The organism is Endozoicomonas sp. Z74 (assembly GCF_057680865.1).
Window position 1 is genome coordinate 16,834 of record NZ_JBLYZI010000009.1, and the last position, 19,752, is coordinate 36,585.

The following is a 19,752-nucleotide window of genomic DNA, read 5'->3' on the forward strand; positions in this document are numbered from 1 at the left end:
CCCGGGGCTCCGGTTCCTTGTCACAGCGAATCGATCCATTGACAGAAAATGGCTTTATGCAAAGCAATCCCCTTACACAACAAGCCAAAGCTTCCTGACTAGATCTTACACATTAACACAGCACACAGAAAAGTCGTCTTTTCCGTAATGAAAAAAACGACTTTCTGGAAGAAGGTTAATGATTAAGACAAAAGACGGCTGGATTGGTTCAGCCAGCGGGAGTGAACACCAGCCTGACCACCTCATTGCCGGTGGTCTTGATACCCGGTGCCTTAACCTGATAATCCGCCGACATCACATCGCCGGAAAGACTGATACGGGCTGTAATATCCAGCGTTTCAATGGAGGACAAGGGCTCCCCTCCCATCATCATGGCACTGGAGTCATCAAGAACCACCTCCCGGGGCAGGTCCCCCACCTTCAATGGAACCGCAGCCACCGGTGGCTGCACGCCATTACCAGCCGGTCTGGCAAAAACGATCACCCGGGCATCCCTGGGCAGTTTTGCCAACTCAGGGGCCAGGTCCACCATGACCCGAATCTGAGCCACCGGCTGCCCAAGAAGGTTCCGAGCCTTGGTGATTCCTGTGCTGAGAGACTGCCTTGCGGATGGATCGGCCTCATGATTCAGCGCCTGCTGCCAGGCCGTAATAGCACCGGAATAATCTTCCTGAGCAAAGGCATCAATACCCTTGAGCCCTAGTGCAGTGGTGTTCTGAGGGTCCTGATCCAGGGCGTTCTGATAAAGCCTGCGAACTTCCCCGGTCACCTGATTCTGTTCTTTCAGAAAAAGCACCTGAGCCAGTTCCGCCACCACCTGGGGATGGCCATTACTGATTTTGACCAGATCCCGATAAGTGGCCACGGCTTTATCCATCTGTCCGGTACGCATATAGTGACCACCCAGCATAAACAGGGCCTGGTTATTGTCCGGCCGCCGAGCTACCCAGCGCTCCAGCAGGGATTGAACTTCCCCGGGCTGAAGGTCACTGCGCATCATGGCATCCACCACTTCCATCTCGGTCTGGGCACCCAGCTTGAAGTAAAGGGGAACAGCCATCACCGGAATCACCAGCGCCACCACCAGAGCAAGAGCGGCACTTCGGGTTCTGGAGTAGCGCCCAGGCTGAGCCGACGACTGCCCCAGCTCTTCCACCAGCTTTTTCTCAAGCTCCTGACTCAGGCGCTCCCCTTCGTCACTGCTCAGTGAACCCAGCTCAACCTGACGTTCCAACTCAGACTGCTGGTCACGAAAATGAGCAACATTGGCACCCTCATCAGAAATGCCTTCTCCGGGCGCATCGACCTTGCCTTTTACCAAAGGCCAGATAGCCACCATCACCGCAAAGGCAACCAGCAATAGCGCTATTATCCAGAATTCAATCATTGCGTCTTACCCTGCGATTCAACACCCGGCGAACCCTCATCAGCAGCCTTGCCCTTCAAGGCCTGTTCAAGCGCCTGCCGCTGCTCCTCAGTGACGTTGTCATGCTCCACACCAGAGGCCATTCTGTGATTGCGCACAACCACCACCAGCACCACCAGGCCGATCAGCAACAAAAACAGCGGCCCCAGCCAGAGCACCAGAGTCTTGGCCTCAAACCGGGGAGTATAAAGAACAAACTCCCCATAGCGGGACAACATGAAATCAATCACCCCCTCGTCTTCTACCCCTTCAACCAGCAACCGGTGCACTTCACGGCGCAGGTCATGGGCGATAGGTGCATTGGAATCCGCTATGGACTGGTTCTGACACTTGGGGCAGCGCAGTTCATTGGTCAGCTCATAAAAACGCTGTTCCTGTTCCGGCGAATCAAATTCATAGGAATCAATCGCCGCCAGGGCATTGGTCATCAATAAACTGAAAAAGAGTGCTGGCACCAGCCGCACTAACTTTGATATCTGCATCATTGCCCGCCCTCTCCAGCACTGGCTCTCGTCTTTTCGGCAGCGCGTTTCAGGGCTTCATATCTGGGCCTGAGGTCATTCTTCCAGACACTGGCATTCACAATCCCCACATGCCGGTAGCGGATAACCCCCTGCTCATCAATGAGGTAGGTTTCCGGAGCCCCGTATACCCCGAGGTCTATCCCCAGGGTTCCCTTCTGATCATTAATGCTGAACCGATAAGGGTCCTGAAGTTTCCTGAGCCACTGCTGCGCTTCAGCCTGATCATCCTTGGAGTTCACCCCGTAAATGGGCACCCCCCGATTTGACAGCTCCACCAGGTAGGGATGTTCAACCCTGCAGGCTGGGCACCAGGTGGCCCAGACATTGACCAGCGCGACCTCACCGATCAAGTCTTTACGACTGATAAACCGATCCGGATTCTTGACCGTTGGCAAATTAAACGACGGAAATGGATTATCCAGCAGAGCCGAAGGCAGCTCACCCCGATCCCGGAACAGGGCGATATAAAACATCAGACACAGGCCAAGAAAAATGACCAGCGGCAAAAACAGTTTCCACCGACTCTTCTTTGGCTGAAGGCTTTTCACCGCTTCCGGCTGCGGGCTCTTCACCGGCTGAGGGCTCATTGATTCACTCATGGGCTGACCACTCCCTTAACATCACCATCAAGATCAGAGCGATCAGAAGCGTCTGCAGCTGAAGATCCAAGCTTGCGGCGGATCTTTAACCGGTAACGCCGGTCAGAGATCGCCAGCAGCCCTCCCAGCCCCATGAAAATGGAACCCAGCCAGATCCAGCGCACAAAGGGCTTGATGTGGATCCTTAATGCCCAGCTGCCCTCATCATCCAGACGTTCGCCCAGAGCCACATAGAGATCCCGTGTGACACCAGGATCAATGGCTGCTTCGGTCATGGGCATCCCCTGAGCCTTATACACCCTTTTTTCCGGGTGCAATACGGCCACTTGTCGACCATCACGGTACACCGTCATTGAACCGTAGTCAGAAGCGTAGTTCGGCCCCTGCTCAAAGCGCACACCGTCAAAGCGAAACTCATAGTCACCCACGGTGACCCGGTCGCCTGGCGCCATCCGCAGGTCACGCTGGCTGCTGTAACCACTGGTGATGGCAATCCCGATAATGGAAACCGCCAGCCCCAGATGCGCCAGATGCATGCCGTAATAAGCGGGCTTCAGTCGCCCAAGACCAGAGAGCAAACCGGTGTTGCGAGTTTTGTTCATTATGTCCCTGGCCATGGTGAGCAGGATCCAGGCCACCAGGGACATGGCCAGCAACTCACTGACCAGGAAGTTATCACTGTAGAACAGGCTGAAAGCCAGGCCCGCTAACAGGCTAACCAGAAAAATCCAGCGCGTCTGCTGAACGGCCCAGCGCACCGAACCGGTTTTCCAGTTGAGCAAAACACCAAACCCGAGAGCAAAGGCCAGCAACATCGCCATGGGCACAAACAGGGCGTTGAAGTAAGGAGGACCTACGGAGATCATGCCCATATCCAGGGACTCCAGTAACAGCGGGAACAGGGTTCCCAACAGCACTGTGGCGGCACTGGCCGTCAACAGAATATTGTTGACCAGCAAGAGCGTCTCCCGGGAGACGATGGAAAAACGAATGGTGCTACGAACCTCAGGGGCTTTGAGGGCAAATAGGGTCAGCGAAGCGCCCACAACCACCATCAGGTAAATAAGGATAAAGACGCCCCGCTCCGGGTCATTGGCAAACGCATGAACGGACGTCAATACGCCTGAGCGAACCAGGAAAGTCCCCAACAGGCTGAGAGAGAAAGTAAAAATAGCCAGCAGCAGTGTCCAGCTCTTGAACAGCCCCCTCTTTTCGGTTGCCGCCAGTGAATGAATCAGTGCCGTGCCTACCAGCCAGGGCATCAACGAGGCATTCTCCACTGGATCCCAGAACCACCAGCCTCCCCAGCCCAGTTCGTAGTAAGCCCACCAACTGCCAAGGGCAATACCCAACGTCAGAAAGACCCAGGCCACTGTCGTCCAGGGGCGAGCCCATCGGGCCCAGGCACTGTCCAGCTGCCCCCCCAAAAGAGCGGCAATGGCAAAAGCAAAGGCCACGGCAAATCCCACATAGCCCATATAGAGCATGGGCGGGTGCACGATCAAACCGAAGTCCTGAAGTAACGGGTTAAGATCTGCTCCATCCTCAGGGGGAAAAGGCAATATCCGGGTAAAGGGGTTTGAAGTCATCAGCGTGAACAGCAAAAAGCCGACACTGATCATTCCCATCACCGACAATACCCGGGCTGACAACTCCGGAGGCAGCCGGTGGCTCTTCAGCGCCACCATGGCCATCCAGCCTGTGAGAATCAGCACCCAGAGCAGCAGTGAGCCTTCATGCCCTCCCCAGGTAGCACTGACTTTATACTCCATGGGCAACAAACTGTTTGAATGTCGTGCCACATAATCCACCGAAAAGTCATCGGTGACAAAGGACCAGACAAGACAGATAAAGGCAAAGCTGACCAGGGCAAACAACCCATAGGACAGAGAACGGGCCTGATTCATCCAGCGAAGATTGCCGTTATAGCTTCCCGCCAGCGGCAATACACTCAGCAGAAGACTCAGGCAAAGGCCCAGCACCAGCGCCAGCAGCCCAGCTTCAGCAACCATTATGGTTTCTCCTCTGACTTAGGATCTTTCCCGGGACTTTTTTCCTGCTGAGGACAAGCCCTGTCTTTGGGCTTATCCGGACATTGCCGCTTATCCTGGGAAGCCTCTTTCTCTTTGGACATTCCCGGATGTGCTTGATCAATGGCTTTCTGAACTTCCGGGGGCATGTAGTTTTCATCATGCTTGGCCAGCACTTCCGAAGCTTCAAACACACCATCCTTTCGAAGCTGCCCGAGTGCCACAACACCGGACCCCTCAACAAACAGGTCTGGCAGAATACCTGTGTATTCTACTTTGACTTCACTCTGGCCATCACTGATTTTAAAGCTTACTTTCAGGCTGTCAGGATCCCGTTTGACCGAACCTGGAACCACCAGGCCTCCCCCCCGAATCTTCTGACCTACCGGTGCCTCCCCAGCGGCCATCTGGGTAGGCGAAAAATAGTGATTGATATTCTGTTTCAGGGCCAACAACGTCAGGGCCACCGCCACACCGACGCCTGCCACCAGCAGCAACACCAGAATCAACCTCTGCTTGCGGACTGCATTCATTGCCTACCCCTCCTTTTCGGCTCGTGGCCGCTTTCCTGCTCACGGCAGTTCATCACACCCTGGCTTTCAAAAGGTTCAGTGCTTTCTACTGGCTCAAGGCTGTTCAGTGTTGACTCAATGACACCCCTGTCCTGACGCCGGTTATTACCGGCCTTCTCCAGACGCTCCTGCCTCTGCACCCGTTCACGTACCTGCCGCCTGGCCCGGATGGGGGCCAGCAGGTTATAAGCAATCACCAGAAAGGCGACTCCATAGGCACTCCAGACATAGAACCCATGGCCACCCATTTCCAAAAAGCCGGTCCAGCCATCAAAATACATAGAGACCCTCTTGCAGGCGGCAATGCGGCCAAACACTCTGTGGACAGTTCTTCATGGCACCTCTCATGATGACCTCTTTGCCATAAGCAGCTCACGCACCCAGCGGGTTCGGCATTCACGATTCAGAATTTCCACACGCAACCGTAATACCATGACCAGAGTAAAAAACAGGTAAAATCCAAGAATCGACAACAGCAATGGCCAGAGCATTTCCGGAGCCATGGACGGTTTTTCAGTGAGCTTGAGCGTGGCTCCCTGGTGCAGAGTGTTCCACCAGTTCACAGAGAATTTGATAATGGGGATATTCACCACGCCCACCAGAGCCAGGATGGCGCAGGCTTTAGCAGCCACATCACTGCTTCGTATCGCTCCCCGGAGGGAGATAACCCCGATATAAAGAAACAGCAGGATCAACATGGAGGTCAGGCGGGCATCCCACACCCACCAGGTACCCCAGGTGGGCTGGCCCCAGATAGCCCCGGTCACCAGAGAGAGAATACAAAAAGAAGCGCCTATGGGCGCCATCACCGCCAGCCCCATATCAGCCAGCTTGATTTTCCAAATCAGGGTGATAGCTCCCGCCACCGCCATCATCATATAGATGGCCTGAGCCAGAAAAGAGGACGGTACGTGGATAAAAATAATCCGGTAGCTGTTACCCTGCAAATAATCCGGAGGGGTAAAAGCCAGCCCCCAGGTCAGAGCAACCACCATCAGCAACAGAGAAGAAACCAGAAGCCAGCTCACCCACTTGCTACTGATGTCATAAAACCACTTTGGTGAGCCCAGTTTGTGAAACAGCGTCCAGTTCATCATCTTGTTCTACTTCCTGAGGCCGCGTTTCCCTGGCCATAAACAACACCGCGACAACTCATCGGGCTCTGATCAATCAAAACGTGCACACAATGCAGAAATTGAGGGTGTTTTTCAAGACCACCACTGGCTGAAATCATCGTCACCACACTCTTTATTTGAACAACTTCAACCTTCATTGATCACCCTCAAGGCTCCTGCGATCGCAATCGGGGCAAGACAGATCCCAAGCACCAGGAAAACCGCAAGCCAAAGAATATGCCCGGTGTAAGGCAACTGATTAGCTGCCGCATTCACCGCCCCGGTGGCAAATATCAACACCGGGATATAAAGAGGAAGGGAGAGCAACGTTAACAGTACCCCTCCGCGCTGAATCTTAACGGTGAGCGCCGCACCGATCGCCCCTGCAAGGCTGAGCACCGGTGTACCCAGTAGCAGGCTGATCAAAAGAGCAGGATACGCCTGTTCGGGCATATGTAACATCAAAGCCAGCACCGGTGCCATCAGGGTCAGACACAGCCCGGTAGTGAGCCAGTGACAAAACACTTTGGCCAATACCAATAGTGGTAAGGGATGAGGGGAGAGCAACAGCTGGTCAAGAGCGCCATCCTCCTGATCACTCCTGAACAGCGAATCCAGTGATAGCAAAACCGAAAGCAGCGCTCCGATCCACAAAATCCCGCCGGACAGAACCGCAAGTGTCTCCCGGTCCGGGGTAATCCCCAGGGGAAACAACGAGGCCACCATCAGGAAAAAAGCCATGGGGTTTACGGTTTGACCCGGAGAGCGAAAAGCAAGGGTCAAATCCCGACGGATCAATGCCATGCAGGCAGAAAGACCATTCATTGAGCCTGGGTTCACTGCACTCATGAACACCCTCCTGCTCCACTCTCTCCTGACAAAGACGCTCCTGAAAAAGATTCCAGCTTGAGTTTTCGCAGATGACCACGGGGGTCCTTCAGAGGCTGATGGCTGGTGACCAGAACCATTCCTCCCTGGTCCCCATGATCGCTGAGCAGGGATTCCAGCCAGCTGACCCCATCCACATCAATGGCGGTAAAGGGTTCATCCAGAATCCAGAGCGTCGCGCGACTGGCCAACAGCCCTGCCAGGGCAACCCTGCGCAACTGACCAGCGGAAAGGTGACTGCATGGGACCTGCTCATACCCGGAAAGCCCCACTTTTTCCAAAGCATCATACAGAGCGGTATGACCCGCAGGGCTGTTCGCCAGCTGCAACCGCCAGGAGAGGTTTTCCAGGGGAGTCAGTTCAAGCTTGAGGCCCGGCCGGTGTCCCAGAAAATAGCAGGCAAGGCGAAAGTCTGCATAGACCTTAGCCATCGGTTTACCCTGCCAGAGAATCCGTCCAGTCCAGGCAGAGGAAAGGCCTGCAAGAATTCTCAAAAGCGTGGTCTTGCCCGCTCCGTTCCTCCCCTCTATCTGCAGCAACTCCCCTGGAGAAAGGGTAAAGGATAGATTCGTAAACAGCCGTCTGTCATCCCGCTCACACTCAAGTTGAATAACCTCTAACAATGGATGGACCCGTCATCAAATTAGAAACAAAACACAAGATTACTGACTTGAGACACAAAGGCAACCATCGACAACATGGCTCATCGATTCCTTTATAGCCCCCTTCATGCCTCCCCAGGAGGCTGCACCACTATACAACATCACTCATATACCCATGCAGAAAAAAGACTGCAAAGGTCGTATTTTTAGTTCTTACAAAACTTGCAAAAATGAATATCTTTTCTAACCTTGACGACGCAAGACTTATTAGTTTGAGTGATGAACCAGTGTGCCCACCGCCCTCAATAGCTTTATACGGTGGGGCTAATGACGGTTACTCATCAACTTTACCGCTTGAGTTCGCCCCATAAAACATGGGGGCTGGAATTGCTCAGTATCAAGCGGTGATCGACAACACCACATCAACCCTGGAGTTAAGCTTCAGTCGCGGAATATACAAGTGCTGACCGTATAAGCGCAATACTGCCATTCAACCCGGATACAGGTTCCTCAAAACCGTGTTACGACTCAAGCCCTCTGGGGCTAGAGAATCAGGAACCTGGGGTGAGAAGGCGGTGTTGTACATTCTGTACTTAACCTTGACCTCATCCCCATGGCATCTTCATCACGCAAACCTTTATCAGGCAAAGAAAGTCCTTCCCACCCTGCAAGCAACAGTCGGCGTTTTTTCAGCCCTTTCACGGTTATCTGCAGTTTTCTACTGCTGGCAGGCACTGTCTTCTCCGGATGGGTAGTGATGGAATACCTCTTTTCAGGGACGCTTGAGTCCCATGCAGCCCCCAAAGCTCTGATATTAAAACCCTACCCTCAACTGAGCCCGGAAAGTCAGGCCTGCGCTGCATGTCATAAGGAAGAACACCCCTCAATTTATGCCCAATGGGGGATGTCCAAACACTATGGGGCCAACGTTGGCTGTTTCGAGTGCCATGGGGCCAATGCCTCTGACAAGGACGCCATCAAACATAAAGGCTTTAACATATCCGTTATCGTGTCACCAAAAGATTGCGGTAAGTGTCACTCAAAAGAAGCAGAGGAGTTCATGAGAAGCCACCATGCCAGCGCAGGCAAGATCATTGGCTCTCTGGACAATATGCTGGCAGAAGTCATTGAAGGTACATCCAGCAAGGGAGAAAGCGCCAGGAAAAACCCTGAGAGCACGAAGCTCACCCTCGGGGGCGAATCCCCTGCGGCGGTGTCTGGTTGCTGGCAGTGCCATGGCTCTGAGGTGAAAGTACTGAAGAACGGCGACCTTGACCCGGCGACCTGGCCCAACACCGGAATAGGGAGAATCAATCCTGACGGCTCAACAGGAACCTGCGCTGCCTGCCACCACCGGCACGAATTCAGCATCACTCAAGCCCGCCGCCCCGAGGCCTGCGGACATTGTCACCTTGGGCCTGACCATCCACAGAAAGAAATCTACGAAGAGTCCAGACATGGCATTGATTTTCATGCCCATGCTGACCGCCTGAAGATGGAATACTCCAAGTGGATAGCGGGTGAGGACTATCACACAGCCCCAACCTGCAGCAGCTGCCACATGTCCGCCACCCGTGAGCTTCCGGTCACCCACGATGTGGGAGACCGAATTTCATGGAACCTTCGCCCTGCCATCTCTGAAAAAATAGATGCCAAAGACCTTGCCCTCGGCAAACCTACAAAAAGCTGGCAGGATCGCCGTAAAGACATGCAGAATGTCTGTGAGGCCTGTCACGCCAAACCCATGGTCGACAGCTTCTACACCCAGTTTGATGCACTGGTTACGCTTTATAATGAGAAGTTTGCCCGCCCAGGAAAAGCCCTTATGGGTCAACTCAGTAAAGAGGGACTGATCACCGAAACCCCGTTTGATGAAAAAATCGAATGGACATGGTTCCGCCTCTGGCACCATGAAGGTCGGCGTGCACGCCATGGTGCGGCCATGCAGGCACCGGACTACGTTCAGTGGCACGGCATGTTCGAGGTAGCAGAGAAGTTTTATGTTGAACTGATACCTGAATACCTGGAAATAGTTGAAAAAGCCGAGCATGCCAACAAGAAGGCCGCCGCAGAACGATCCAGGAAAGTGCTTGATGAAATTCTCAATCGGCCTGAACACGCCTGGTTTACCGGCATGGAGCCAGAGTCTGTCAAACAGGCCAGGAAGAAGGCCCAGACAGAGTTCAAGGCGCGCTATCTCAATGAGAAGGCAGACAAACCCAAATAAATATCAACGGGTGCGTTTAACCGTGATTGCCTGGGTTCGGAGGGTAACAGCCAATGACAGAGAAGTTGCCGCGGCTCAGGCGTATATGGAACTGGTTAAAAGCACCTCTGTTCCTGGGCATCCCCATTGGGATATTCCTGCTCATTCTGGCTGGGGGTGGCTTTCAGGGAGCGATGGTCGCTTCCAATACCAATACCTTCTGTTTCAGTTGTCACTTGAAAATGGACACCATTGTTCAGGAATACAAAGCCTCATCCCATTACATTAATGAGAACGATATAAAGGCAACCTGCGCGCAATGCCATGTTCCCCATAAATTCATTGACAAAATGAAGGTTAAAATAGCGGCTACTGCGGATATCTACTATATGCTGACCGGAAGGATCACCAAAGAAAACTTTGAAAGCCACAGACCCCGACTGGCACAGAAAGTCTGGGATCATATGATGGCGGATGACTCAGAAGCCTGTCGGCATTGCCATACCGGCGATAATTTTGATCTGGCAAAACAAACTCAGCGTGCCCGCCTCAACCACCAGGCCATGGCAGAGGAGGGCAAAAGCTGCATCGAATGCCACACTGGAATAGCCCACAAACGGGTGGTTATAAAATAGTCGGCACTACTCAAGACAGGGAAGCCCGGGATCAGTTGGCTGAAATCGGTGCAGAAGCTGAATTTGCCTTATCCGACTTCAGTGTTACGGGGAAATCCAGAGCCAACCATGAGTAGTAGCCATCACGGAGGAAAAATACTCTCTGGTAGCCCCAGAGGGCTGCCAGATAGCTGCCTATAGCTCCGCGCATATGGTAGGTACTGTTGCCATAGATAACGATTGGAGTTTCCTTATCCAGAACACCTGGGGAGAACAGCTGTCTGAAACCGCCTCGAAGATCCAGATTATGTGAACCATCCACATGGCCGTATTGCCACTGCCGATGGGACCTTACATCAATGAACAGAGCGCCGATATCATGGAGCCTCTTGGCCTGATAAGTATTAATGGTGACCACACCATTTATTTGAGTTGGGGCTTCATCCTGGGCAAATAACAAGGGAGGAAAAACGGCAACAACCATTGCCGCCATGTAAGAAATCCATTTCATATTAAACAGGTCCGTTATTAAACATCTGTATAAAGAAGTATATGGAGCCAGGACCTGCCTACTTGGAACAATACGGAGCAAAAAAAACTCCATTCAAAGCAATGCAGCATATAACAGGCACTTATTCCCGTAACAACACCCAAAAACGCCCCACGGATATAATGGAGAAGCTTATTCCTGAATCAGGTTTAGACTAAATCGTTATGAAAAAAGAGGCGCTGGCTGAAAATCTTAGCTCAGCCAGTGTTGCAACCTTGACCTCAGTCTCAGAGCCGCCTGGGAATGAATCTGGCTGACCCGGGACTCACTGACCCCTAGAACCTTGCCAATTTCCTTCAGATTCATTTCTTCATCGTAATACAGCATCAATACCAGCTTCTCTCTTTCAGGAAGCTTATCGATTGCCTCTATCAGCGCAGTCTTGAACTTCTCTTCCTGGATATCGGCGGATGGCCCCTGATCTCCAGAACGCGCCTGCATTCTTGATTCTTCACTGTCAAACAGCTCTTCATAGCTGAACAACCGGCAACCACGAAGATCGCTGAGTATGGTGTAATACTCATCAATCTTTACATTCAGCTCCTTTGCCACTTCGGAGTCCCGTGCATCCCGCCCGAGCTTTGCCTCTACCACCTGTACCGCCTCGGTTATACGACGACTGTTGCGATACACAGAACGGGGGCCCCAGTCACCTTTCCGGATTTCATCCAGCATCGCACCACGAATACGAATCCCGGCAAATGTTTCGAAGCTGGCCCCTTTGGAGGCATCGTATTTTGATGCCGCTTCGAGCAAACCGATCATTCCGGACTGCACCAGATCATCAATCTGAACACTGGCCGGCATTCTGGCTGCCAGATGGTTGGCAATCCTCTTGACCAGTGAGCGATGCGTAACCACCAGCTCTTCTCTGGCAGGTGATTTCTTCTGCGCCTTCTGTTCCTGTGGCGCTTTTTCTTGCACTTCCTGTGCGGCTGCGGTCATGACTTAACCCTCTCCCTGATTCTTGTTGGCAAAAAGAATTCAATGCGTCCTCTAGGCTCCGGCACCGGAATACTGGCTATCTGATGCCCCAGACGATGGAAAGCCCTGGATGCCCTGCACTCTGGATTCACAGTCAACAATGCAGACTGCATGGCAAGGGCTTCATTAACGGCTTTATCAAATGGAATAGAACCCAGATAGCTGAGGACTATCTGTTTTTCGTCGTTCAGGTGATTCTGCAGTTTTTCAAACTGCTTTGAACCACAACGTCGGCTGCTGGCGGCATTAACCACTATATAAAACTGATGGACATTGAATACACGATACAGAAGACGTATCTGCTTAACCGTATCCATCAGAGAAACCACTTCCTGGTTGACGATAATCAACACTTCCGTAGCAGCCTGAATCAACGTGACATTATCTGGGGCAAGGCCCGGGGCAGTATCCACAATCAAGGTGTCCAGACTCGGAGCCAGGGCATCCATTTTGGCAATCAACTGAACCGCATCATTGATCTGGATACACTCTCTCCATTGATCCTGACTGGCCGGGGCATACACCTTGATGCCGGATGGCCCCTCAAGAACCACACCATCCTGACTGTTATCGTCAGAATGCTCTTGTGACCCCTTGTCCACATACTGCAAACCTGACGACACATCTCCTATATCAAGGGGCTTTTCCAGCCCGAGAGTAATGCCAACATCGGGTACCGCCAGGTTTCCATCCATCAACATGACCCGCTGACCCAGCTTGGCCAGCGCCAGTGCAAGATTAACGGCTACAACAGTCTTTCCCACACCACCCTTACAACCGGCAACTGCGATCACTCGTTTAGTGTTTGCATCCATAGCGTTCACGTTGAAGGTTCCATTGCTTTTAATGTCACGTCGAAAAACGACAAGGAATATACATCAATGAACGTGCCAACTTTGTTTTCATTCAAAAAACACGGTTTTGACAGGCTATTGACATGACAGCTGTTTGACACAGCAGCCCTGAAAACTGATAACCGCATGTTTTAAATGAATTTTATTATTTCGAAGTTATTTTTGACACGCTGTTTTTTTGACATAAATTTATTTTCGGTTGCGCCCGTTTTTTCTTGAACACTTTTTTGAACAATCCAAAAGCTAATTATTTGACAGCGTCACAATACTGTGACGTTATCCCGACATCAAAATGGATTCAAAATTAATTATTTCAACTTTTGATAAAGAAAAAACCATCTTTGCCGACTGGAAAACGCCTGCTTAAAAATAAATAAGCAAAGTTTCAACAACAAAAACATCAAACAGAGGTTGTTAGCCAACTATCCAATCAACCAGAAAAAGAGAAACAATAGAAATAAAAAAGCCTTATGAAGAACCACTCACCTTCTTACGGAAAAGAAACCATTTCTGAAGTGATAAAAAAACAGGCTATGAAATATTCATAGCCTGTTTTTTTATCACTATAGGCATCTGATAGCCCGGAAAAGTGGTCCAGCTCAGAGGTTAACCGCTTTTTACAGAATCCTCATAGCGCTGCAAGCCATACTTTCTCATCTTTTCAACCAGCGTCGTGCGCCGAATCTGAAGTTTATCCGCGGCTCTGGCGACAACACTGTTACAGTCACTCAGCGCCTGCTGAATCAGGCTTTTCTCCAGGCGGGTAAGGTAATCTTTCAGGTTCAACCCTCCCACAGGCAGCACCGCCAGATCATCTGCATGAGTACTGCCTGCTGGCTGAATACTGTCTGGAAAAAGATCGGCGACGCCATCGTCTTCCTCACCGATCATATCCATATGACAGAAATTCTGTGGCAGATCCTGCACCCCAATGACACCATAAGGAAACATAATGGCCAGTCGTTCAAGCAGGTTGGCCATCTCCCGGACATTGCCAGGCCAGTCATGACGGCAGAGCGAAAGGATAGCCGCAGAACTCAGACGAATTGAACCACGGCCCTGCTTTTCCATACTGTGCGTCAATTCATTGATCATCAGGGGAATATCTTCCGGACGCTCCTTGAGCGAGGGCATTTCGATAGGAAAAACATTCAGCCGGTAGTAGAGATCTTCCCGAAAACTGCCTTCCGCAATCATGGACTCAAGGTTCTTGTGGGTCGCTGCAATAATACGGACATTCACTGCAATCGGCTCAGAACCACCCACCCTTTCGAAGGTTCTCTCCTGCAGAACTCTCAACAATTTAACCTGCATGTGCAGTGGCATATCACCGATTTCATCCAGAAACAGGGTACCCCCTTCCGCCAGTTCAAACCGGCCTTTGCGGGTGGCCACCGCACCGGTAAACGAGCCTTTCTCGTGGCCAAACAACTCACTTTCCAGAAGATCGGTTGGAATGGCCCCACAGTTAACAGGGACAAAAGGCGCATCCCGCCGGTGAGAGTGTTCATGCAGGTTTCTGGCTACTACCTCTTTTCCAGTACCCGACTCACCGGTAATCAGAACATTGACATCCCGGTCCGCCACCTGGGCCATGGACGAGCGCACCTTGCGAATTCGCTCGCTCTTACCCACCAGCCCACGAAACAGCTGCACCTGCTGGTGGTAGCCGGTCTGGTGAGCCTGCTTCCATTGCTCCCGATACACCTGACCATAATGCAGGCTGGACAGCAGTTGCGGCTTACTACAGGGCCAGTCAACCCGGGCAATGATCTGCCGGCTCAGGGATGTGGGCAGGTTATCAGGCAACTGCTCGGAAATTCGAACCACTGGCACACCACCGCACCAGCTTTGAATCCGGGACAACATCCCCTGAAGGGAGCTTTCCGCCTGAAGAAAATCACCAAGAAAGAGAGCGCAGAACTCCTCGGGAACCTGGGAGCTGACAGCATCTTCCCAGTAGGCTGCACCAATGGCAACAGTACGATACCCCATGAACTGGAGAATGGTACTGAGGTCGTGTCGACGCTGTTGAGCGTCCTCAATAATGAGTACCTGTTCAGCTGTTTCCATAAGACGACGATCCTTGTCATCCAATCAATCAATACAGCAAAGATACAAATATTTGTAATTAAATTACCTCTCTTTAATTCAGTTAAGATCTAAAAAGCCATAACGTCAAATTTTTGTTTGATTTTTATTTCGAATAAACATAACAGGGTGCTATTTAGACCTGAATAGTTTACTGACAGACAAGAGATTTCAGCTCCCATTCCAACTCTGATTCACTCAAAACGAAGAAGAAAAAAACAAAATAATCATGACTGACGACTGTCAGTCATCAGAAAAAAAAGGTGCGTTTTCTTCTCCATCATTCCCCCATCGCTCACCTTCATCATCGTCACTACCGCTATCTGTCTCATCTTCATCTTCAGTCGATTCATTCTCGTCTTCGTCTTGATTGTCATAATGGTCCGGGTAGGCATAGGGTCGGCCATCCTGGACATAGCCCTCCCACTCGAAGGCCTCTGCGGACCCTGAAGTAACAGCAGTTGCCAGCACAACAACCACTGACGCCCTGCAAAGAAAAACAGCCAACGGCCTGCTCAATAGGAAAAGATGTGTCATGACCCGGCCTCCCTGCCAGAAATGAATAATGATGCCCCTTCTTTTCGATGCTCCCAGGCAACCTGCTTCTGGGTTAATACAATCAGTGCAACAGGCTCCCAGGAGCCTGACCGAGAATAGCGCCCGTCGCGAGAAAGGCGGAAAATTGAAGATAAAAATGCGGTTTTGCGAGGCGAATAGCACGCTATTTAACAAGCGAAACCACATTTTTAGATCAATTAGCTGCCTTCGCAGCAGGGCAGCCTATTCTCGGTCAGGCTCTACACATCCTCCACTTCACCCCAGAGCTTGCGCAGCCTTTTATCTGAAACCGGGAAACGAGTCCCCAGCTGCTGGGCAAACAGGGAGACCCGGTACTCTTCAATCATCCAGCAGAACAGACGTAGATTAGGGTCCACCAGCTTATGCTGATGATGGACGTCCAGTCGCTTCTGATACTTCTGCTGGAGCACCGTCAGCTCTTCTGTCCAGGCACGATCCCGGTTGACCTGAGCCGGCAGTTTTTCCAGACGGAGCTCAATGGCTCTCAGATACCTGGGGTAGTGACTCAGCCATTCCAGGGTCGCCCCGGCCATAAACCCGTCAGTCAGCAGACGTGCCAGATGCTGTTTTATATCGGCCAGAGCCAGTGCACGATCAAAACTTATTTTTCCTTTCAACTGACGGCTGACCGCCTGGGCGCTGCGGAAAATATCATTCAACAGCGGATCCAGCTTTTCCGCACAGGGCACAATGGCACCTTTATGGGCCTCTATCAGGGCCTCAAACGCTTCCCGGTTGCGGGGAAATGCTTCCTCACCGGAAAGAAAAACGCTGGCAACCAGCAAATTCTGCAGATCATCCTCCAGCTGTTTATGATTCACCAGGTTGGTGGCCAGCAGCTTGGTTTCTTTAAGCAGCGGCATTTTACCCAGGGCAAACTTCAACTGGTTAGAGAGCTTGATCCTCAGTAAACGGGTCAGACCCTGGCGGTTTTCAGCATCCGCCATGGCCCGGCTTTCAAACAACTGAACAGCAACTGCGGTTTTCTGATCCACCAGGGCGGGATAGGATTTCAGCACCAACCCACCCGCCTTCCGGGTAATCTCTTCCGGCAGCTCGCCACAACTCCAGTCCAGCAGGCCTTCCTGTTCTAGGTGGCTTTTGGACAACTTCCGGATACTGTCCTGGGCCATGTCTGCAAACTGCTGACGAAGCCGGTTCAGGTTCCGCCCCTGGCCAAGGATTTTGCCCTGGTCATCCACCACCCTGAAATTCATTAATAAATGAGGCTCAAGGCTGTCGACACTCCAGTGCTCATCCAGAATCCGGACACCGGACATACGGGTAAGCTGCCGTCCCAGCATCTCGGTCAGGGGCTCATCGCAGGCGGAAATGGAATCAAGGGCTCCGGTAACGAAGTCCGGCACCGGCACAAAGTTCTTTCGAACCGCCTTTGGCAACGCCCTGACCAGAGCCACACATTTGTCAAACAGCATGCCGGGCACCAGCCACTCAAGGCGGTATCGGGGCAATAGCCTCAGGGCCTCCACCGGCAACGTCAAGGTGACCCCATCATCTTCAACACCCGGCTCAAAGTGGTAACTCAGCGGCAGCTCCAGACCTTCCCAGCGGAAACGATCCGGGTACCGGTTAACGGTGACCTGCCCTGCGTCGTGTTTCATCAGGTAGGCTTTGGTCAGATAAAGCAGCTTCGGCTGTTTATGCTCAGCCCCCTTGCGCCACTTTTCAAACCCGGCGCCATTACAGATATCCGCTGGAATCAACTCATCATAAAAGGCGTAGAGGGTTTCCGGGTCGACCAGAATATCCCTTCGGCGGGACTTGGCTTCCAGTTCGTCCACTTCACTGATCAGCGCCAGGTTATGCTTCTGGAACGCCCCTCTGGACTCAAAATGCCCTTCCACCTGCGCTTCCCGGATAAAGATTTCCCGGGCTACCACTGGATCGATGGGGCCATAATGAACCCGGCGACGCCCGACAATAATCAGGCCATACAGGGTCACCTGCTCATAGGCCACTACCTGGGCCCGTTTTTTCTCCCAGTGGGGCTCAAAATAGTTCCGCTTCACCAGGTGGGAGGCCAGCGGCTCGATCCACTGAGGCTCCAGCCTGGCATTGGTGCGGGCGAACAGCCGGGAGGTTTCTACCAGTTCCGCCGTCATCACCCACTTGGGCTTGCGCTTATAGAGGGTGGAGGCTGGAAACAGATAGAAGCGGCGGTTTCTCGCTCCCATATAATCCGCTTCATCATCCTTGCCGCCCAGTTGTGACAACAGGCCAGAGAGCAGGGATTTGTGGATATCGCCATAACTGGCCGGCGACTCATTGACCCGGAAACTCAGATCTTTACAGGAGAGCGCCAGTTGACGGTGCAGGTCACGCCACTCCCGCATCCGCATAAAGGACAGAAACTGCTGCTTGCAGTATTTCCGCAGCTGGTTCTGGGATAAATCCTGCCGCTGCTGCTCATAGGCTTCCCAGAGGTTCACAAAGGTCATAAAGTCGGAGTCATCATGGTAAAACTCCCGATGACGCTGATCCGCCGCCTGCTGTTTCTCCTGGGGTCGCTCCCTGGGGTCCTGGGTGGCCAGGGCGCTGACAATGATTAACACTTCGTTCAGAGCACCGTTTTTACTGGCTTCCACCAGCATCCGGCCCAGCCTGGGATCCACTGGCATCTGCCCCAGCTGACGGCCTACAGGAGTGATCCGGCGATCCCCTGAAACCGCCCCAAGCTCCTGCAGCAGTTTAAAGCCGTCATTAATGGCCTTGCCGTCGGGTGGGTCCACAAAAGGAAACGCAGCGATATCCCCCAGCCCCATTCTCAACATCTGCAGAATAACCGCCGCCAGATTGGTTCGGAGAATCTCCGCATCGGTAAACTCAGGACGTGCCAGAAAGTCTTCTTCTGAATAGAGCCGCAGGCAGATACCTTCGGACACCCGGCCACAACGCCCCTTGCGCTGGTTGGCTGAGGCCTGGGATACTGGCTCTACAGGTAATCGCTGAACCTTTGAACGCACACTGTATCGGCTGATTCTGGCGGTGCCCGGATCGATGACATAACGAATGCCGGGTACGGTCAAAGAAGTTTCCGCCACGTTGGTGGAGAGTATCACCCGCCGCCCCGAATGCCCCTGAAAAATCCGGTTCTGCTCCGCCGCCGACAGCCGGGCATAAAGGGGCAGGACTTCAGTGTGATTCAGTCGGGCATCCCTGAGAAATTTATGGGTTTCGCGAATCTCCCGCTCACCGCTGAGAAACACCAGCACATCCCCCAGCCGCTGACCTTTGCCGGAACGCTCAAGGCTTTCAATTTCCTCCAGGGCCGACAGAATACCCTGCTGCAGTCGTTGATCCGCATCCCGGCCTTCCAGCTCCAGGGCCTCCAGAGGGCGGTAAAGGGTTTCCACGGGATAAGTCCGCCCTGAGACCTCAATCACCGGAGCATTATTAAAATGTCGGGAAAAACGCTCCACATCAATGGTGGCGGAAGTGATGATCACTTTCAGGTCAGGCCTTCTGGGGAGGATCAGCTTGATATACCCCAGCAGGAAATCGATATTCAGGCTGCGCTCGTGAGCCTCATCGATGATCAGGGTGTCATAGCGGTTGAGAAACCGGTCGTGCTGGATTTCCGCCAGCAAAATACCATCGGTCATCAACTTGACCAGGGTTGTCTCATTGGAGTGATCCTTGAACCGCACCTGGTATCCCACCTGTTCCCCAAGGGAAACCTGCAGCTCTTCAGCAATCCGGCTTGCCACGGAACGGGCGGCCAGCCTTCTGGGCTGGGTATGGGCGATCGCCCCATAAACCCCTCTTCCCGCTTCCAGGCAGATTTTCGGCAGCTGGGTGGTTTTACCGGAACCGGTCTCCCCGGCAATCACCACCACCTGGTGCTCCCGGATGGCGCGCTCAATATCCTCCTTTCGATCCACCACAGGCAGAGCCTGGTCATACCGAATCGTCGGCATGGCCGACTGACGTTTGCTGACCTGCTCCAGTGAACGATCCATTCTGCTCTGGAGTTTCTCCAGCCCGGCGTCATCATCACGCCGAAGCCTGCGCAGCTGGCCCCGCAAACTGTAGCGGTCACGAATCATGCATTCATTAATGGTCTGACGCAGGTTTCTGTCAGTAGGACCAGGCACTCA

General features: G+C 52.6%; 17 protein-coding genes. 2 read left to right on the top strand and 15 right to left on the bottom strand.

Features of this window, described 5'->3' with window-relative positions; all coding sequences use genetic code 11:
* Positions 1 to 208: 208 nt before the first annotated feature.
* The 9 genes from ccmI to ccmA form a co-directional block, all read right to left on the bottom strand.
* Positions 209 to 1,387: a c-type cytochrome biogenesis protein CcmI gene (gene ccmI, locus ACNRUY_RS04205; protein WP_488110395.1), complete on the bottom strand. Its 1,179-nt coding sequence runs from the start codon at positions 1,385 to 1,387 to the stop codon at positions 209 to 211.
* Entirely contained in the window at positions 1,384 to 1,911 is a 528-nt protein-coding gene (locus tag ACNRUY_RS04210) for a cytochrome c-type biogenesis protein (protein WP_488110396.1), read from the bottom strand. Before ACNRUY_RS04210 ends, ccmI begins: the two co-directional genes overlap by 4 nt.
* Entirely contained in the window at positions 1,908 to 2,549 is a 642-nt protein-coding gene (locus tag ACNRUY_RS04215; protein ID WP_488110397.1) for a DsbE family thiol:disulfide interchange protein, read from the bottom strand. Before ACNRUY_RS04215 ends, ACNRUY_RS04210 begins: the two co-directional genes overlap by 4 nt.
* Positions 2,546 to 4,561, bottom strand: coding sequence for a heme lyase CcmF/NrfE family subunit (locus ACNRUY_RS04220; protein ID WP_488110398.1), 2,016 nt, complete (start codon positions 4,559 to 4,561; stop codon positions 2,546 to 2,548). The genes ACNRUY_RS04215 and ACNRUY_RS04220 overlap by 4 nt, the downstream gene beginning before the upstream one ends.
* Positions 4,561 to 5,112, bottom strand: coding sequence for a cytochrome c maturation protein CcmE (gene ccmE / locus ACNRUY_RS04225; protein ID WP_488110399.1), 552 nt, complete (start codon positions 5,110 to 5,112; stop codon positions 4,561 to 4,563). Before ccmE ends, ACNRUY_RS04220 begins: the two co-directional genes overlap by 1 nt.
* The gene (gene ccmD / locus ACNRUY_RS04230; protein WP_488110400.1) at positions 5,109 to 5,468 is read right to left on the bottom strand and encodes a heme exporter protein CcmD; all 360 of its coding nucleotides are present in this window, start codon (positions 5,466 to 5,468) and stop codon (positions 5,109 to 5,111) included. Before ccmD ends, ccmE begins: the two co-directional genes overlap by 4 nt.
* A gap of 27 nt (positions 5,469 to 5,495) precedes the next feature.
* The gene (locus ACNRUY_RS04235; RefSeq protein ID WP_488110466.1) at positions 5,496 to 6,245 is read right to left on the bottom strand and encodes a heme ABC transporter permease; all 750 of its coding nucleotides are present in this window, start codon (positions 6,243 to 6,245) and stop codon (positions 5,496 to 5,498) included.
* A 168-nt stretch (positions 6,246 to 6,413) separates the two neighbouring features.
* Complete coding sequence (ccmB, locus tag ACNRUY_RS04240; RefSeq protein WP_488110401.1) at positions 6,414 to 7,115, bottom strand: heme exporter protein CcmB; 702 nt, start codon at positions 7,113 to 7,115, stop codon at positions 6,414 to 6,416.
* Positions 7,112 to 7,777, bottom strand: coding sequence for a cytochrome c biogenesis heme-transporting ATPase CcmA (ccmA, locus tag ACNRUY_RS04245; protein WP_488110402.1), 666 nt, complete (start codon positions 7,775 to 7,777; stop codon positions 7,112 to 7,114). Before ccmA ends, ccmB begins: the two co-directional genes overlap by 4 nt.
* Before the next feature lie 592 nt (positions 7,778 to 8,369).
* Between ccmA and ACNRUY_RS04250 the strand changes: the two genes are divergently transcribed.
* Both ACNRUY_RS04250 and ACNRUY_RS04255 read left to right on the top strand, forming a co-directional pair.
* Positions 8,370 to 9,983 (top strand): multiheme c-type cytochrome, encoded by a 1,614-nt coding sequence (locus ACNRUY_RS04250; RefSeq protein WP_488110403.1) that lies wholly within the window; start codon positions 8,370 to 8,372, stop codon positions 9,981 to 9,983.
* A gap of 53 nt (positions 9,984 to 10,036) precedes the next feature.
* Positions 10,037 to 10,597 carry a NapC/NirT family cytochrome c gene (locus ACNRUY_RS04255; protein ID WP_488110404.1) on the top strand — a complete coding sequence of 187 codons (561 nt, stop codon included), beginning with the start codon at positions 10,037 to 10,039 and terminating at the stop codon, positions 10,595 to 10,597.
* Positions 10,598 to 10,628: 31 nt separating this feature from the next.
* Here the strand turns inward: ACNRUY_RS04255 and ACNRUY_RS04260 are convergent, their stop codons facing one another.
* The 6 genes from ACNRUY_RS04260 to hrpA form a co-directional block, all read right to left on the bottom strand.
* The gene (locus ACNRUY_RS04260; RefSeq protein ID WP_488110405.1) at positions 10,629 to 11,069 is read right to left on the bottom strand and encodes a rhodanese-like domain-containing protein; all 441 of its coding nucleotides are present in this window, start codon (positions 11,067 to 11,069) and stop codon (positions 10,629 to 10,631) included.
* Positions 11,070 to 11,318: 249 nt separating this feature from the next.
* The gene (locus ACNRUY_RS04265; protein WP_488110406.1) at positions 11,319 to 12,071 is read right to left on the bottom strand and encodes an RNA polymerase sigma factor FliA; all 753 of its coding nucleotides are present in this window, start codon (positions 12,069 to 12,071) and stop codon (positions 11,319 to 11,321) included.
* On the bottom strand, positions 12,068 to 12,925 hold the full coding sequence (locus ACNRUY_RS04270) for a MinD/ParA family ATP-binding protein (RefSeq protein ID WP_488110467.1): 858 nt from the start codon (positions 12,923 to 12,925) through the stop codon (positions 12,068 to 12,070). The genes ACNRUY_RS04265 and ACNRUY_RS04270 overlap by 4 nt, the downstream gene beginning before the upstream one ends.
* Before the next feature lie 645 nt (positions 12,926 to 13,570).
* Positions 13,571 to 15,037 (bottom strand): sigma-54 dependent transcriptional regulator, encoded by a 1,467-nt coding sequence (locus ACNRUY_RS04275; RefSeq protein WP_488110407.1) that lies wholly within the window; start codon positions 15,035 to 15,037, stop codon positions 13,571 to 13,573.
* Between the two features lie 261 nt (positions 15,038 to 15,298).
* Positions 15,299 to 15,592: a hypothetical protein gene (locus ACNRUY_RS04280; protein WP_488110408.1), complete on the bottom strand. Its 294-nt coding sequence runs from the start codon at positions 15,590 to 15,592 to the stop codon at positions 15,299 to 15,301.
* Between the two features lie 260 nt (positions 15,593 to 15,852).
* On the bottom strand, positions 15,853 to 19,701 hold the full coding sequence (gene hrpA, locus ACNRUY_RS04285) for an ATP-dependent RNA helicase HrpA (protein ID WP_488110468.1): 3,849 nt from the start codon (positions 19,699 to 19,701) through the stop codon (positions 15,853 to 15,855).
* Between the last annotated feature and the right edge of the window lie 51 nt (positions 19,702 to 19,752).